The sequence below is a fragment of the Fodinibius salsisoli genome (assembly GCF_026229185.1).
Taxonomy (GTDB): Bacteria; Bacteroidota; Rhodothermia; order Balneolales; family Balneolaceae; genus Fodinibius; species Fodinibius salsisoli.
Genome location: NZ_JAGGJA010000002.1, coordinates 367,115 through 382,259, shown reverse-complemented (window position 1 = coordinate 382,259; position 15,145 = coordinate 367,115). Strand labels below are relative to the sequence as shown.

Here is a 15,145-nt window from a genome sequence, read left to right as displayed (position 1 = left end):
ACTAATATGAAGATGTTAAAATATATATTAATACTTGTTATCATTTTTACCACAATAGGCGGGTGTAAAGAGAATCTTCTGGATACTACACCTTACAGCCAAATAGGCTCGGGTAATATGTGGGATAGTGAAAACCTCGTTGAAAAAGGGGTTAATGGTGTTTACAATACGCTACGCTATACCTATGTCGGGAATGAACTTTGGATGCTGGATCAGGATGCTTTTACAGGGTCTAATAGGGATCGAACATCTTGGATATTGGGTTCCTCAACACTCAAGAGTGGTGTTATAACGGCAGCTGATGGACTATTCCAAGCCTATTGGCAGCAACATTATGAGGGTATTCATCGAGCTAATGATGCTATTGAAAACCTCACGTCAGGAGTTCCTGTCTCAGAAGAGAAAACAGCTCGTCTAATTGCAGAAATGAAATTCCTCAGGGCTTATTTCTACTTCGGTCTGAACAGGGTGTATAAAGGTGTACCGATTTATCTTGAGCCTGTTCCTGCTGAGGAAGTAAATCGGCCAAGGGAGACAGAACAAGCCGTTTGGGATGTAATTATTAAAGATCTCACTGCTTCCATCAATGAAGCCAATCTGCCGGACATGTATGCACGCGGTGATGCCAACAAAGGGCATGCTACAAAAGCAGCGGCATATGCTCTGCGAGGAAAGGCTTATCTGTATATGGAAGAGTATGCAAAAGCAGAAGAAGATTTAAGAAAAGTTGGTGATTTGGGCCCGGCATTATTTCAGGGAGACTATAAAGACCTGTTTAAAGAGGCTAATGAAGATCATCCTGAGATGATATTCTCAGTTCAAAATATTGCTTTGTCAGGATTGGGTACCCGAACACAAAAACATGTCGGTACGCGTGTTGCTTTTGGATCAAACTGGAACAACCATCTACCGAATGTTGACTTTGTAGAAAGCTATGAAAATGCCGATGGATCAGAATTTAAATGGGATGAATATTTACCTGGGTATTCATCAATGTCTCCCACAGAGCGTAAGGTGTTCTTTTTAAGAGATGGGCTAACCCAAGAAGAGCAAGACGAATTCGAGTCACAAGGTGTGGAGATGTCGCTCTATTTACCGAATGGAAATGAAGCCAGAGTTAAAGCTGCTTATGAAAACCGAGACCCTCGGCTTCAAGCCAATATCATTACACCATATTCTGAGTTTCACGGAGCAGCCGGAAGTGATGAATTTACCTATACGTTGCGCTGGCCTTATATAGGTTACGACCGTTCGGAGCCTTTTGACCTTCGAACAGATACGAACAGTAAGTTTTACTATCTATGGAGAAAATGGGTTTACGAAGGTGCCAGTATAGAAAATAGAGCCTATGGCCCAACAGATCAGCCGCTCATTCGATATGCTGATGTTCTTTTAATGCTTGCTGAGGCTATTAATGAACAGGGGTTTGACCAAGAAGCAGTAAGTATTTTAAATCAGGTGCGAGACCGCGCCGGCGCTGCTCTTCTACAAACAGGTGATCCCAGTTTGCCAACATATGTGAGTGGACAAAAAGATCTGCGTGAGCGTATCCGAAATGAACGTCGATGGGAATTCCCTTTGGAAGGAATTAATCTTTTCGATGAAATGCGTTGGGAGACCTGGAAAGAAACGAAGTTTGCTCCGCAAAGCGGACAGAAGGAAATCTGGGGAGCACCAACATACGAATACTCATGGAGAGGTGATCATCTGTATACTTGGCCTATTCCACGGACCGAAATTGAAAGGAACCCCAATATTGAACAAAATTCGGGATGGGAATAAGTTGATCTTTTATAATTTAAACTGTTTCAGGGAAGAAGTTTCTTCCCTGAAACAGTTACTTAAAAATCAGTATTCATGAAGTTATTTTTTTATCCATTATTTTGGGTGATGTTCTTAGCACTTCTGACGGGATGTAAAGAAAATGAACATATTGCCTCAATTGAAGAAGAAAACAAGAAAGACATTGTTAGAGGATCCCAACCATCTTATCCTAATCTTTATATTGATTCGTTGACGGTGGCCAGCATCCAGAAGGAAATGAAAGAATCTGGTAAAGCTGCAACAGCATTTAATAATTTTGTTACTGCAAAGGCGAATGCAGGTTTAAACAAAGAGCCTATAGCAATACCCCATATTACAGGAGACAATGAGACTACGGTAAAAGATTACTGTAAAACAACTTTGTTATTATCAATTCAGTGGGTTTTTGAAGAAGACAGTACTCAAAAAAGGAAATACCTGCAAAAGACAGTAGATTTTTTATTACAGTTCAGCCAAAACTATTCTCTTTCTGATCATACACCCCGTGAGACGGCATTACTGCCCATGTTTGAGGCCTATTCCATTGTGCGGGATGCATTAACTAATAATGAAAGAAAGAGCATTGACAAGTGGCTTCTCGATCAGGCACAATACTACAAAAACGGATTAAAGCTGTCGGGAAAACTGGCTATCAATAACTGGAATACAATCCGTTTAAATATACTTACTTATATTTCATTGATTACGGAAAATGAAATATTATATGAGCATGCTATAAGTGAACTGAAATCGTTCATCCCCAAAAATATTTATGCTGATGGGACTAGTCACGACTTTGAAGACCGCGATGCTTTCGCTTACCATGCCTATAATCTGCTTTTTTATGCAAAAATTTTCAAATCAATAAAACTATCCGGTAATATAAGCCTATATGATGAGCCTGATTTTTCTCGGGTTAAAAAAGCAGTAGATTTCTGGGAGTCCTACCTTCTCGAACCAAACGAAAACCAGCATATCGAGTTTTTGGATACCAAATACCCTCCCGATAAGGAAAGATCGGACTATAATGAGCCCTATAATCCTGCCACTTCAATCTATGTTTTAGAAGAACTGATGGCTAGCGAATCTCGCTGTATAAATTACATCACCACGATCGATCCATCCATTACAAAGTATAATTTATCTTTTGATTATTGGGTCAACCAGAAAATGAGTAAATAAGTTCCTGATTAAAGATGTAACATAAGATTACTTATCCACACAGAGAAACAACCATCTAATCATGAGTAAAATTTGTAGGGTCTTAGGTTATGAAGCAAAAGAATCTTGAGCGGGTCTTATGTGAGCTGTTGTAGCAAGATGGGTATTTTTAACTATATAGACAAAGAGATGAAAAAGATAAACGGGATTACAATAGACATACTGATTATTATTTTATTCATTATAACGTCATGTTCAAATATACCAGAAGGGATAGATGCTGACGGAGGAGATCCTTCAATGTCGACTCATGAATTTGAGTTGGCCTGGCAGGATGATTTTAATAGTACTTCCTTGGATACTTCTAAGTGGTATTATCGTTATCTGGGGCCTAGGCATGATGGCTATAATGATACTACTACGGTAGAGGTAGCCAATGATAATTTATTTATAAAAGTGTATACTGATACGGTAGATAATGCCCCTCGGCATCATACGGGGATGATCGCTACCCATAAAAGATTCACTTATGGAAAGTTTGAAGCACGAGTTGCGTTTACTAACGTATCGGGATCGTGGTCCGCTTTTTGGCTACAGAGTCCGACGATGGGTAACCCTATAGGAGATCCTGAGAATGCTGGTATGGAAATAGATGTGGTGGAAACGCTTTCTAGCGACGGACGCGTACACCACAATTTGCATTGGGATGGTTATAGTAGCGACCATAAAACAGCAGGATATATAACTGGAGATAAGGGAGCGAATAGCGGAAACTACCACATCTATACGTTTGAATGGACACCAGACTATTATAAATTTTATGTAGATGGGGAGCATACTTGGACATATTCAGGCCCCATCTCCCAAACACAAGAATATGTTATCCTAAGCTCCGAGGTAAAGAATTATAACACAGGAACCTGGGCAGGTCCTATTCCTTCCAAAGGATATGGAAGCTTAGCTTCTTCTTCTACCATTATGAAAGTAGACTATGTCAAATGGTATGAACTAAGCGATACATCAGCAATTTCACCATCAAATAGCATTGACCCAGTAGCGGATACCTGGGTTCGGTCTTCATACCCGGATAGAAATTATGGTGCTGCAGGGTATGTAGTAAGTGAAGGTTCTCAAAGCAATCAGCAGATAAGTTACTTTAAGTTTGATATTTCAGATATCAATCAAAGCTTGTCGGGTGCAAAATTAAAACTCTATTCTTTAAATGATCATCCAGGTACAGAGTTTCGTCTATACCGAATTAATGATACAACTTGGATTGAAGGAAATGGCAATTATTTGGGACAAAATAATACTATAACCAGTGCGCTGACCTGGAATAATGCTCCTACAGAAAGTGGAACTCTTTTAACCAGTGTATCTGGAGCAATGAGCAGTGATTACATCGAATTAGAAATTACAGATGAACTCAATAATAGTCTAACGGATAGTTTGATTTCTTTTAAGTTAGTTTCAACAAATTCCCAATACCATGGCTTCCGTTCTGGTGATTACAGTACTTCGTCGCGTAGGCCACAGATTGAATATTCTCATGCTAACTAACTTATAGCTCCATCATTTTATCTGCGAAGGTGATCCAAGTCAGGGAACAGCAGTGTTTGGAAATATTGAATGGGATGGTCCCGGTAGCGTCACCGTTTCTAACGGAGCTTTTTTGTTTGACAAGCCCAATGGGTTAAAACGTTGTGAAGCTCGTAACATCCGCGTGAATGGTTATTTGTACACTTTTCAGTATTGGATTGGCTGAACAATGTAAGCTTCCCCATTTTTCTTTTGGGTGGGGACCTACGAGCCCCACCGGGGATATGAAAAGGGATCTGGTATAAAGGGTGGTAAAGATTCAGATGAAATCCGGGTTCCTCCTTTTTTACCGGATGTTCCTGAAGTACGCAGCGACTTACTGGACTATTATACCGAGATTGAATGGTTTGACCGGCAGCTTGTTCAGATCTTGAACCTCTTAGAAAACCGGGGAGAAGTCGATAATACCGTCGTTGTGGTGGACCTCCGATAACGGCATGCCTTTTCCTCGGGCCAAAGCCAATTTATACGAGTATGGCACGCATGTCCCCTTAGCGGTCCGCTGGCCTGATGCTATTCCGGCTGGCCGTGTGGTGGATGATTTGACAAGCTCCATTGATTTTGCCCCTACCTTTTTACAAATAGCAGGCGTTGATATTCCTTCTCAAATTACGGGAAAAAGCTTGTGGCACGTTTTGCAATCTAAACAAGAAGGTCAGGTGGATGCCAAGCGAGATGCTGTTGTTACCGGTCGGGAACGGCATACGCATGCCCGGCCTGATAATTTGGGCTATCCCTCTCGATCCATTCGGACTATGAACTATCTATATATCTGGAATGTAGCTCCCGAGCGATGGCCGGCCGGCAATCCCCGACCGCAGGATAGAAAAGATTTGACGACCGGAAATTTTAAGTCCTTCGGATTGGGATATGCTGATGTTGACGGTTCTCCCACCAAGAGATATATGTTGGAGCATCGAAATGATGCGGAAGTCCAAGAGCTCTTTCACCGGGCTTTTGGAAAACGGCCTGCGGAAGAGTTATATAATATTAAAGAAGATCCGGCTTGCCTTAATAATTTGGTGGGCGATCCTGAATATCAGCCAATACGAAACAAACTCAGAGCCCGACTTGACAGCATTTTAACAACTCAGTATGATCCCAGGGCCTATGGATATGATATTTTTGAAAGCTATCCGCGATACAGTAATATGCGCAACTTTCACGGATTTAATGAAAAAGGAGCCTATAACTTCAATTACTAAAAATTAAAGTGGGATGTGATATGCCAATAAAAAATGGGCTCCTAAGTTTAATATAATTAAGTCAACTGTAGATTCTACGACGGTATAGCATTGTCATCTATTCCCCAACCTAAGACAAGAATAATTAAATTCTCAGGAATGCGCGATGCATCAGATGGCTGTATTTCAGAGATTTATTTGGAATATGCCCTCATGCTTTTAAATTAACAGCAGCAGAAATATTCATTCAGTTATCTGTTGCAATGAAAGTATATAAAACCACTAAGGGGATTTTGATTCACTACCAGGATGCCTTTTACCTGTTGGAGGGAATAGATTGGGACTCATTTATTAATGACGATAACCTCTATGATAAAGTAGCAAAGCTTGCCTCTTCGAATGCCCCGATAGCAAACGGACCGGACCTTCTCGCTAATGAACTGGAAGCCCCGATTGAAAGCCAGGAGATTTGGGCCAGTGGGGTAACGTATTATAACAGCAAGCTGGGCAGGGAAGAAGAGTCAAAAGAAGCGGGCGGGGCCGATTTCTACGGGCGGGTGTATGATGCCAAGCGTCCGGAACTCTTTTTCAAAGCCACAAAGAGCCGAACGGTCGGGCCCGGCGGAAAGGTAAGAATCCGCAAAGATTCCTCTTGGGATGTTCCCGAACCGGAACTTACATTGGTGATTACCTCCAGCGGCACCATCGTGGGATACACCATCGGCAACGACATGAGCTCCCGGAGCATCGAAGGAGAAAATCCGCTCTACCTTCCACAGGCCAAATGCTACGACGGGTCTGCCGCCATTGGCCCGTGCATATATGTTACCAATGAGCCGCTCCCGCCAGATACTCAAGTGGAGCTCGAGATCAAGCGCAATGGTTCCGTAGTATTCGAAGAGAAGATTGAAATCAGTCAGATAAAACGAAATCTTACAGATCTTGTTTCATATTTATACAGGGAATGTTCCTTCCCGGATGGAAGTCTCCTGATGACGGGAACGGGTATTGTCCCCTCCAATGAATTTACTTTGCAACATGACGATGAAATCAGCATTACAATTGACCCAATTGGGACGTTAATTAATAAAGTCAGATAGAATAATGGAATTGACAGGACAGAATTTTGTAGGAAATAGCAGGTCAGAAGAGGGAAGTACAACTTTTCAAGGGATAAATCCCGCCAGTGATGAAAAGCTGGATCCCGTATATACGGAGGCTACCAAGGCCGAAGTAGACCAGGCCGTGGAACAGGCGGAAGAAGTGTTTACAGTGTATAGACAAAAAAGCGGCGCCGAACGGGCGGACTTCCTGGAAGCGATAGCCGATGAAATCATGGAACTCGGGGACCCGTTGATTGAGCGGGCCAGCAAGGAAACGGGCCTGAGCGAAGGACGCCTGACCGGGGAGCGTGGCCGGACGGTCGGGCAGTTGTGTCTATTCGGGAAAGTGCTTCGGGAGGGATCCTGGGTAGATGCCCGCATTGATAACCCAGAAGATGGACCAGACACTCGAAGCATGAAAATGGCCCTTGGACCGGTAGGTATTTTTGGGGCCAGTAATTTTCCGTTGGCCTTTTCGGTAGCAGGGGGCGATACGGCTTCTGCTCTTGCCGCCGGTTGTAGTATCGTGGTTAAAGCGCATCCGGCTCACCCCGGCACGTGCGAGATGATAGCGACGGCCATCCGCAACGCTGTTGAAAAAACAGGCATGCCGGAGGGCACCTTTTCGATGGTCCAGGGGACCTCGCATGAGGTTGGATTGGCTATCGTAGAGCATCCCCTGATCAGGGCGGTAGGGTTTACCGGTTCCTTTACAGGAGGAAAAGCGCTGTATGATGCAGCCACCAGTCGCCCGGAACCCATCCCGGTTTACGCCGAAATGGGCAGCACCAATCCGGTCTTTTTATTGCCGGGGGCCTTAAAAGAAAAGAATAAAGAAATTGCGGAGGGGCTGACCGATTCGGTGAATCTCGGGGTTGGTCAGTTTTGCACCAATCCAGGTCTCGTAGCATACGAGGATTCTGATGAAGCCCAAGCTTTCCAGGATTCCGTTGCACAACACTTTAAACAGGCCGGCGCGGGCACCATGCTGACTTCAGGCATCCATTCAGCTTACCAAGATGGGATTGAGAAGCTGCTGCAACAGGAGGGCGTTGAGCTGGTTGCTGACGGTCAGTCCAATGGCTCTCCCACCTCAGGGATTCCCCATTTGTTAAAGGTCAGTTCAGAAACTTTTCTTTCCAATAAACTGCTGGAAGAAGAGGTATTTGGTCCTTCAACAGTGACGATAACGGCAGAAGGTAAACAGGATTTGGAAGCCATTGCCGAAAACCTGCAGGGACATTTAACAGCTACGCTTTTTGGTACCGAAGAAGATCTGGGTAATTATTCGGATCTGATCAACATTCTGCAGCGTAAAGTGGGTCGGCTTATTTTTAATGGCTTTCCTACGGGGGTAGCAGTTAATCACTCTATGGTTCATGGCGGACCCTTTCCAGCTACCACTGACAGTCGAACAACCTCGGTGGGGACGTTGGCTATCAACCGGTTTGCACGTCCCTTTTGTTTCCAGGACTTCCCGGATCCCCAGCTGCCTGATGAGTTGAAGAATGATAATCCGCTCAATATTCGGCGGCTCGAAAATGGAGAATGGACGAAATAGTCCATCTATAGTGGTTTAATGATAAACACTGGACTATTCCGGTGCAACCACCTATTGGGTTCCAAAATTGAATAGATGAAATATTTTGTGTAAGTAGGCAAACCGAGTCATACAAGTTCAAATAAAGGGATGCAATACGTGACTTTTACAGTACAATGGGACTGATTTCTTTGATTGAAATCAGCTTTAAAAAATAATGATAAGGTTTTAAAGGTATTTCTTATATGGATAAGGACAAAAAATTACGAAGTCAGGAATGGTTTGGCGATGATGGTAAGATGGGATTTATTCATCGGTCTTGGCTTCGGAATCAAGGGTATCCGGATGATTACTTTGAAGGAAAACCCGTTATCGGGATCTGTAATACATGGTCAGAATTGACGCCCTGTAACGCGCACCTTAGAGGGTTTGCTGATGTGGTAAAACGAGGAGTTGCTGAAGCCGGGGGCTTCCCGCTTGAATTTCCGGTTACTTCTCTTGGGGAAACACTCATGCGTCCTACAACTATGCTGTTCCGTAATTTAGCCAGTATGGATACCGAAGAATCAATTCGGGCTAATCCTCTGGATGGTATTGTGCTGCTCACCGGTTGTGACAAGACAACGCCCTCCACAATTATGGGAGCTTGCAGCGTTGACTTGCCGACCATTGTAGTACCCGGGGGACCGATGTTAAACGGTCGTTTTCGGGGAGAAGAGATTGGATCGGGAACGTTTACCTGGATGATTAAAGAAAAGCAGGAAACCGAAGGGTTTTCTGAAGAAGATTTGCGAGAGGCCGAAGTGTGCATGTCGCGCAGCAACGGGCATTGCAACACCATGGGCACCGCCTCGACGATGGCCACCATGAGCGAAGCACTGGGGCTTACATTACCGGGTGCTTCTGCTATCCCGGCTGTAGATTCTCGTAAAAAGTTGATGGCCCAGCTTTCCGGTCGCCGAATTGTCGAGATGGTCGAAGAAGATTTGAAGTTATCGGATGTCCTCAGTCGCAAAGCATTCGAAAATGCCATCGCAATTAATGCCGCCGTAGGTGGATCTACGAATCTTATCATCCATCTTCTGGCGATTGCCGGGCGTATAGGCGTTCCCCTGGAGCTGGATGATTTTGATAAGATTGGCAGTAATATACCCTTGCTGGTTAACTTGATGCCATCCGGCGAGTATTTAATGGAGGATTACTACTATGCGGGTGGACTGCCGGTTGTCGTAAAAGAACTGAGCAAGCACCTGCACGACGACACCATATCGGTTAATGGAAAGCCAATCACGGAAAATAGCGCTGATGCCGAATGCTACAACCGGGATGTGATTGCCAGTATTGATGATCCGGTTAAAGAGAATGCGGGCATTGCGGTCGTTAAAGGGAATCTCAGTGAAAATGGAGCCGTTATTAAACCTTCGGCTGCCACGCCGGAATTGATGACCCATCGGGGCCGGGCCGTGGTGTTTGAAAGTTATGAGGATTATCATGAACGAATTGATGATCCTGATCTCGATATCGACGAGTCCTGTGTGATTGTGCTCAAAGGCGTGGGGCCTAAAGGATATCCCGGTATGCCAGAAGTAGGTAACGTAGATCTGCCTGCCAAGCTTATTGAAAAAGGTGTTAAAGACATGGTTCGCATCTCGGATGGACGAATGAGCGGCACGGCTTTTGGTACGGTTATCCTGCATGTGTCTCCAGAATCTTCCATCGGCGGCACCTTGGCCTTGGTGGAAAACGGTGATATGATCGAGTTGGATGTCCCCGGCCGGCGACTACATCTCGATGTACCAGAGGATGAGCTCGAACGTCGCCGGGCAGAGTGGTCGCCACCAAAACCAAGAGCAGACCGTGGCTATACCAAGATTTACCTGGAGCATGTGGAACAGTCTGATATAGGGGCAGACCTGGATGTTCTAAAAGGAGGTTCCGGTTCCGGGGTCGGTCGTGACTTGCATTAATGGTCGCTGGGTGAATTACAAATGAAACAGGCCTTCAAGATGAAATGGGACAATAAGCTGATAGTGAGTAGACCGGTAAAGACCAGTGCATGCAATTCTTACAGGTAGAAATTAAACATATTATAACAGCACTACCTGTTTACTCGCAGGCTATATTTTTTATATAAAAAGGATTATGAAACGAAGAACATTTTTACAATACATGGGCGGCAATAGTCTCGCTTTAGCTGCTGCTCCATGGATCAGTTTTAAGGAATGGGAAAAGCTGAAAGAGAAATCCTCTATTCACCAATCTTCAGCTCATAAAGCTGACCTTGTGATCGCCGGTGGGGGTATGGGTGGGTGTGCAGCGGCATTGGGAGCTCTGCGAAATGGACAGTCAGTGATTATGACCGAAGAGACCGATTGGGTTGGCGGCCAGCTAACGCAGCAAGGAGTTCCTCCCGATGAACACCAGTGGATTGAGACTCATGGCGCTACCCGATTATATCGACAGTTGAGGACAGAAATCCGTACCTACTACAAGAGGTACTATCCATTGACCGAGGAAGCACGGAAGCGGGAGTATTTAAATCCGGGTGATGGTGCCGTGTCTCGGTTATGTCATGAGCCGCGTGTAGCGTTAGCAGTGCTGCAAAATATGCTAGCACCCTACCTAAGTTCGGGTAAATTGAAATTGCTGTTGGAGCATCACATTACTTCCGCAGATGTGCAAGGCAATAAAGTTCGGGCATTAACAGCTACCGAGAATGATACCGGTGAAGACACAATTCTGGAAGCTCCTTATTTTATTGATGCTACGGAGCTTGGTGATTTATTGCCACTGACAGGTACTGAATACGTGACAGGGGCCGAATCTCGCGAACAGACCGGCGAGCTCCATGCAGCAGAAGAAGCAGATCCTCAGAATCAGCAGGCTTTTACCTACTGCTTTGCAATGGATTACGTACCCGGCGCCAACAATATCATTGATAAGCCGGAAAGTTATGATTTCTGGCGCACCTACGTGCCCGGGGTTATGCCAGCTTGGCCCCAAGAGTTACTGGATCTAACCTATCCCAATCCTTCTACATTGAAACCCCGTGAGTTGGGTTTTCATCCGGAAGGTATATCAACGGCTGATAAACTGAATCTTTGGAACTACCGACGGCTCATCAACCGGCATAACTTTAGGCCGGGGACCTATGATGGAGATATAACGGTGGTGAATTGGCCCCAAAACGATTATATGCTCGGAAACTTGGTGGATGTTTCGAAAGAGGATTTCGACAAAAATATCCGGCAGTCCAAGCAGCTTAGTCTGTCTCTTTTTTATTGGCTGCAAACAGAGGTGCCGCGTCCTGATGGTGGTCAGGGCTGGCCGGGCCTGCGTCTGCGTCCGGATATTATGGGCACAGAGGATGGTTTAGCCAAGTATCCGTATGTGCGGGAATCACGACGTATTAAAGCAGAATTTACCATCCTCGAAGAGCATGTGGGGCGGCAAAACCGCGCTATGGTTACTGGGAAGGACCCCTCCGAAGTAACGGCCGCCTCCTTTGAAGATAGCGTCGGCATCGGATACTACCACATCGACTTGCACCCAAGCAGCGGGGGAGATAACTATATCGATTTTGGCTCTCTGCCTTTCCAGATACCGCTGGGAGCCCTGTTGCCACAGAGGATAACCAACCTGCTGCCGGCCAATAAGAATATCGGTACCACCCACATCACTAATGGATGCTATCGACTGCATCCCGTAGAGTGGAGTATCGGTGAGACCGCAGGACTTTTGGCTACCTTTGCCTTACATAATAAAATGCTTCCTAAAGAAGTACGGGAAAATAAACAGAAGCTGCAGGATTTCCAGCGTTTTATTCGTTCCCAGGGAATAGAAACTCACTGGCCGGATGATTGAGTGGTTTCATTATAAGAAGGCTTTGCAAAACCGAGCTTGTCATACTGTTCCGAATTCTCGGGATCAGGATCTCCTTTAAAAAAAGGTCATTGAAATTCTGAAACGAGTTCAGAATGATAAGATATGGGAGTTTGACAATGCCTTCTATAAAAATAACCTGGTAAAAAATTTTATGCAATGAAGTGAACAGAAGTATCAGCAAAAGAGGGCTTTGGAATAATGAAAATATTTCAACTTCGTTCTGCTGCGCTCAATATGAAGTAAGTCTGGGCACAATGAGTTCCGATTTTACGTCAGACGAATATAGTCGAAGGATGAGGCCAGTTCAACAGAGTCCTTTAAAAGTAAGATAGGACCATTTCATTTTCAGTAGAAGTTTTTATAGCAAATTTTGACTCTTGAAAAATTACTGAATACATGCTTCTGTCTGGACATAGATGTTATGGATAACAATAAGATTCAAAAAATTGTAATTGTTGAAAAATATTTTGTTAATTGTTTATGATTCCTAAAACTTTAAGATATTAATTGGCGAGATTATATTGGAGCTTTTTTAATGTAGCGGCAGGGTTTTTTGAAAAATAATGAATTCGGAGAAGAGTGAATCTTTATTACTTGAAAAGATACAAAAGGGAGACGAGTATGCCTTTGAGATAGCATTTCTCAAATATTATACTCCCCTGTGCAAATATATCTGGAAGTATGTAAGATCGGAAGATCTTGCTGAAGAAATTGTTCAAGAAGTTTTTGCTACAGTTTGGGAAACAAGGGCTAATTTAGATTCTTCGGGCCATCTACGTGGGCTACTATATGAAATAGCCCGTAATCAAGCCCTGGACTATATCAAACATCAAAAAATTGTCGATAAATACATTGCAGAGGCTAAGCAGATAAAGACAGAAGAGCAATATCTCACTATTAATTATGAAGATAGCAGGGGTCATCAGGAGCTCGTCAATGATGTGGAAGAAGCAATTGCAGGTTTGCCTCCCAAAGCCCAAGAGGTTTATTTATTAAATCGTGAAGATGGACTCACCTATAAAGAAATAGCTAAATACTTGGGTATTTCTATAAAAACAGTAGAATCTCAGATGAGAAGAGTGCTACAGATATTGAGAGATCATTTATCTAAATATTTATCCATTTTTGTGCTCATTGCTTTGGGTTTGTATTTCTGATTTATAGCAGATATCAAGATAACCCGAATCATTCACGAAAATAATATATTTACATTCTAAGGCATTATTTTTGTTTTAGTAACAGCTCAAGTTTCGGTGTCAGGTAGAGGCTGCGAAATTTGCCCGTCTGCTGCGTTGTCGCGCAAATGGGTTGCTCAACGTACTCAGGTACGTTTCCGCTCCCATTTGCGCCACGCCTTGTAGACATCCAAATTTCTTGGTGAATAATCCGGGTTAAGGCCGGGTATAAAAATCCTGAATGGTTGTGCTTTGGGGCCTCCCAAAGCCAGTTTCATGGCCCCATCTTGTTCTTATAAAGATTCAGGGGGGAGACTTGTCATGACCCTCTTTTGATTTCTCCCTTCAAGGAAGGAGAAAACCTCATTGATATAGCTGATAAGCTGCGAAAAAAAGTTTCCCTCACTGATCATCAGGGAGGGAACAAGGGTGGGCAACAAAAGACTAAGTTTAAAGAGAGTTTTTTTAATCATTAGAAAAGGATAAAAGAAAATTAACTTAAAGCCCTGCACCTTTATTTTTCCTTCCAGTAAAATATTTCTCTCCCGAAGAAAATAAATTTCAAAAAAAATTGCAGGGTAACCGATTTCCCAGTCGTAATCCTAATAAATAAGGCAGCAAAATTATATGAACTGGGAAATTTTACGCAAATACAAAGATGGTAGCTGTTCCGAGCAGGAGCTCAGGCAACTTGGGGAATGGCTGGAAGAAAATCCTGCTAATGAGGATTTTTTTCAGACTTTTATTGAGTCTGACAGTCAATCAGGAAACACTGATTTTTACCCTAATGCCCAAGCTGCCTGGAAGCAGTTTAAAAAAACATATGGCATGCCTGCGCCTTTAGAAATGGCCAAAAGTAGAGCATTAGACAGTAACCGGGAGGCCTATGCCACCGCCGATTTTAAGCGAGGTCGGGGATATTGGTATTCATTTTCTGCTGCGGCCGTCATCCTTATTGCAGCGCTGTCGTTAGTAGGACAACAATTTATGATTTCCAATGAACAGACCCGTAAAGAAGAGGTGGCCGTTCAGGAGATTACCACTCTAAAGGGGCAGCGTACTAATCTAAGGCTAAGCGACGGGACGCATGTAACATTAAATGCTGAAAGTAAGCTGGAAATACCTGAAAATTATGGGGAGCCATCCCGCACGATCTACCTGGACGGAGAAGCTTTTTTTGATGTCCCCCATGATGAAGAGCATCCATTTTTGGTTATTACCCCGCGAGGATATGTTAAAGATCTGGGGACTCAGTTCAACGTAATGACCTATGATTCCAGCAAAATTGAGGTTGCAGTTAAAGAGGGTCTGGTTTCTATGGGTAAAATGGAAAAGGGAACTCCTCAGAAAGAACTGGTAGAACTAACTCCTAATAAACTAGGGATCTTGGAGAATGTTGGGGGACTTACCGTATCCGATATCAAAGATATTAACGTATTTACGGGTTGGGTAAACGGGAAGTTGATATTTAAGAGAACGCCCTTTTCGGAGGTCGTCAAGCGATTAGAACGCTGGTTCGATATTGAATGCTCTATAGAAGGTTCTCAGTTAGCCAAGCGTACGCTAACAGCCAGTTATGAAAAGATGTCTCTGGAGGAGGTGTTAGAGGTGCTTTCTATTTCGTTACGCGTCTCATATGACCGACAAGGAAAAAAGATAATATTTCAGGATAACAGTTAAACAGAATTGATGGTT

General features: G+C 43.8%; 10 protein-coding genes and 1 pseudogene. All 11 read left to right on the top strand.

The genetic code is table 11. From position 1 onward, the window contains the following. Nucleotides 1–6: 6 nt before the first annotated feature. The 11 genes and pseudogenes from J6I44_RS04380 to J6I44_RS04330 all read left to right on the top strand — a co-directional run bounded on the left by J6I44_RS04380 (nucleotide 7) and on the right by J6I44_RS04330 (nucleotide 15,130). Entirely contained in the window at nucleotides 7–1,782 is a 1,776-nt protein-coding gene (locus J6I44_RS04380) for a RagB/SusD family nutrient uptake outer membrane protein (protein ID WP_265764773.1), read from the top strand. Between the two features lie 75 nt (nucleotides 1,783–1,857). Continuing rightward, complete coding sequence (locus tag J6I44_RS04375) at nucleotides 1,858–2,985, top strand: alginate lyase family protein (protein ID WP_265764772.1); 1,128 nt, start codon at nucleotides 1,858–1,860, stop codon at nucleotides 2,983–2,985. A 279-nt stretch (nucleotides 2,986–3,264) separates the two neighbouring features. Further along, a complete protein-coding gene (locus J6I44_RS04370; protein ID WP_265764771.1) occupies nucleotides 3,265–4,524 on the top strand; it encodes a CBM96 family carbohydrate-binding protein in 1,260 nt (419 codons plus the stop codon). Between the two features lie 229 nt (nucleotides 4,525–4,753). Beyond that, nucleotides 4,754–4,996, top strand: a pseudogene (locus tag J6I44_RS04365) (sulfatase family protein); the annotation flags it as partial. 4 nt (nucleotides 4,997–5,000) lie between these two features. After that, complete coding sequence (locus tag J6I44_RS04360; RefSeq protein WP_265764770.1) at nucleotides 5,001–5,768, top strand: sulfatase/phosphatase domain-containing protein; 768 nt, start codon at nucleotides 5,001–5,003, stop codon at nucleotides 5,766–5,768. 242 nt (nucleotides 5,769–6,010) lie between these two features. After that, nucleotides 6,011–6,847, top strand: coding sequence for a fumarylacetoacetate hydrolase family protein (locus tag J6I44_RS04355; protein WP_265764769.1), 837 nt, complete (start codon nucleotides 6,011–6,013; stop codon nucleotides 6,845–6,847). A 4-nt stretch (nucleotides 6,848–6,851) separates the two neighbouring features. Next, nucleotides 6,852–8,411: an aldehyde dehydrogenase (NADP(+)) gene (locus tag J6I44_RS04350; RefSeq protein WP_265764768.1), complete on the top strand. Its 1,560-nt coding sequence runs from the start codon at nucleotides 6,852–6,854 to the stop codon at nucleotides 8,409–8,411. 224 nt (nucleotides 8,412–8,635) lie between these two features. Next, nucleotides 8,636–10,357: an IlvD/Edd family dehydratase gene (locus tag J6I44_RS04345; protein WP_265764767.1), complete on the top strand. Its 1,722-nt coding sequence runs from the start codon at nucleotides 8,636–8,638 to the stop codon at nucleotides 10,355–10,357. A gap of 175 nt (nucleotides 10,358–10,532) precedes the next feature. Next, the gene (locus tag J6I44_RS04340) at nucleotides 10,533–12,254 is read left to right on the top strand and encodes an FAD-dependent oxidoreductase (protein WP_265764766.1); all 1,722 of its coding nucleotides are present in this window, start codon (nucleotides 10,533–10,535) and stop codon (nucleotides 12,252–12,254) included. Between the two features lie 584 nt (nucleotides 12,255–12,838). Further along, on the top strand, nucleotides 12,839–13,432 hold the full coding sequence (locus J6I44_RS04335) for an RNA polymerase sigma factor (protein WP_265764765.1): 594 nt from the start codon (nucleotides 12,839–12,841) through the stop codon (nucleotides 13,430–13,432). A 645-nt stretch (nucleotides 13,433–14,077) separates the two neighbouring features. Beyond that, entirely contained in the window at nucleotides 14,078–15,130 is a 1,053-nt protein-coding gene (locus J6I44_RS04330; RefSeq protein ID WP_265764764.1) for a FecR family protein, read from the top strand. Nucleotides 15,131–15,145: the final 15 nt, after the last annotated feature.